Origin of the sequence: Actinacidiphila oryziradicis (assembly GCF_005047355.1) — a bacterium.
Taxonomy (GTDB): Bacteria; Actinomycetota; Actinomycetes; order Streptomycetales; family Streptomycetaceae; genus Actinacidiphila; species Actinacidiphila oryziradicis.
Genome location: NZ_SUMC01000337.1, coordinates 1 through 1,357, shown reverse-complemented (window position 1 = coordinate 1,357; position 1,357 = coordinate 1). Strand labels below are relative to the sequence as shown.

The following is a 1,357-nucleotide window of genomic DNA, read 5'->3' as shown; positions in this document are numbered from 1 at the left end:
GTGTCGAGCTCGAAGGTGTCACAAGAACGGCCGCTGCAATGAGTGTTGTTGATGACGCCACCCGCGTCGAGTCCTTGTCCGTGTTGTCACGATTCCGTGCCGACTTCTACGACTGCCTGCCGGCCCGGGCCGACACATTGTTCGATCTGACTGACGCGGTGCTGTGCGCTGAGGGTCCGGTAACCTCGCTCGTCGAACTGTCACTGCAGTCGAACTTCCGACGCGGGCACGGTGCTCTGTATGACGCTCTGGCTCGCGGGGCGGTCGACGAAGAGCGGCTGCGATCCCTGCTGGTGAGCCAGCTCCCGGACGAGCCTTTGATGTTCGGCGTGGATGCCTCGACGTATCCCCGGCCGAGCGCGGAGTGCTCGCCGGGCCGGGGGCACCACTACGCGCCCTGCCGCTGCGATGGCGACCGCAAGACCATCCCGGGCTGGCAGTTCCAGTGGATCACCGGGCTGGAGTGGGGCTCGTCCTCGTGGACGCTCCCCGTCGACGTGGCCCGCATCCCGCCCGGCTCCTGCTCCGTGGCGGCGAGCGACGAGCAGATCCGCCGCGTCGCTCACCACCTCGACCACCTCGGCAGGCTCCGAATCGACGGCCGGCCGGCACCGCTGTTCATCCACGACCAGGGTTACAGCGCCTCCGGCCTCACCCACGCCCTGGCCGACGTGCCCGTGCAGCTGCTGGTCCGCATCGCCGGTGATCGTGTTTTCTACGATGGCCGGCCGGCACCGCGCAAGCCCGGCCCCGGCCGCAACGGCGTGCACGGCCACCGCTTCGAACTGTCCGCACCCGTCAACCTCCGCCGCCCCGACCAGATGCTCGTCGTCCCAGATACCCGCCGCTACGGCCGCGTCGAGGTTCGCGCCTGGCACCACATGCACCAGAAAGTCCAGCGCAACGGCTACTTCGCCGACCAGTACCCGCAGCTCAACACCCGCCTGCCAGTAGTCGAGGGGACGGTGATCGAGGTACGGGTCGAGCGCCTGCCCGACGGCCGCAGCCCGCACCGCACGATGTGGCTCTGGCACGCCGACCCCACCGGAACCCCGCCGGACATCGACGTGCTGTGGCGGGCCTACCTGCGGCGATTCGACATGGAGCACACCTTCCGACTGCTGAAGTCGGAACTCGGCTGGACCGCCGCCCGCCTGCGAACTCCCGAACAGGCCCTGCGCTGGACCTGGATCGTCGCCGTCGCCTACGTCCAACTCCGCCTGGCTCGCCACCTCGTCGCAGACCTGCGTCGGCCCTGGGAGAAGCCTCCCCGGCCGGGACGCGGACTGAGCCCGCACCGAGTACGCCGCGGATATCGACATCTGCGTGAACGGCTGGGCACCCCGAGCCGTCTGCC

The 1,357-nt window shown here is 69.2% G+C and carries 1 protein-coding gene; it reads left to right on the top strand.

Annotated elements, in window-relative coordinates:
* Nucleotides 1-38: 38 nt before the first annotated feature.
* Nucleotides 39-1,357: NF041680 family putative transposase (locus FCI23_RS55725; protein WP_136731772.1), on the top strand; the 1,319-nt coding region annotated here is incomplete at its 3' end.